The sequence below is a fragment of the Chryseobacterium sp. SIMBA_029 genome (assembly GCF_046535275.1).
GTDB lineage: Bacteria > Bacteroidota > Bacteroidia > Flavobacteriales > Weeksellaceae > Chryseobacterium.
Genome location: NZ_JAWRXA010000607.1, coordinates 1 through 253, shown reverse-complemented (window position 1 = coordinate 253; position 253 = coordinate 1). Strand labels below are relative to the sequence as shown.

Annotated in this window: 1 protein-coding gene; it reads right to left on the bottom strand. The window is 66.8% G+C overall.

Features of this window, described 5'->3' with window-relative positions:
• Window positions 1-253 (bottom strand): hypothetical protein (locus SB679_RS25415; RefSeq protein WP_410705124.1); only part of this gene is annotated, 253 nt, incomplete at both ends.

Below are 253 nucleotides of genomic sequence, written 5' to 3'. Positions count from 1 at the left end.
CAGGTCCGCGACTCCTTCCATTCCGCGGACCTTGCGGTCCGGGGCAAGCCGTTGCAACTCCCGCTCGGTGGAATCGATGACGGCGGCGTCGAGCAGTTCCCGGAGCTCCACGCGGCCCAAGAGTTCGTTGAGGAGGGTCGAGTCCAGGGCGAGGGCGGCTGCCCGGCGTTCTGCGAGCGGGGAGTCGCCTTCGTAAAGGAACTGCGCAACGTAGCCGAACAGCAGGGACTTCGCGAAAGGGGAGGGCTGTTGC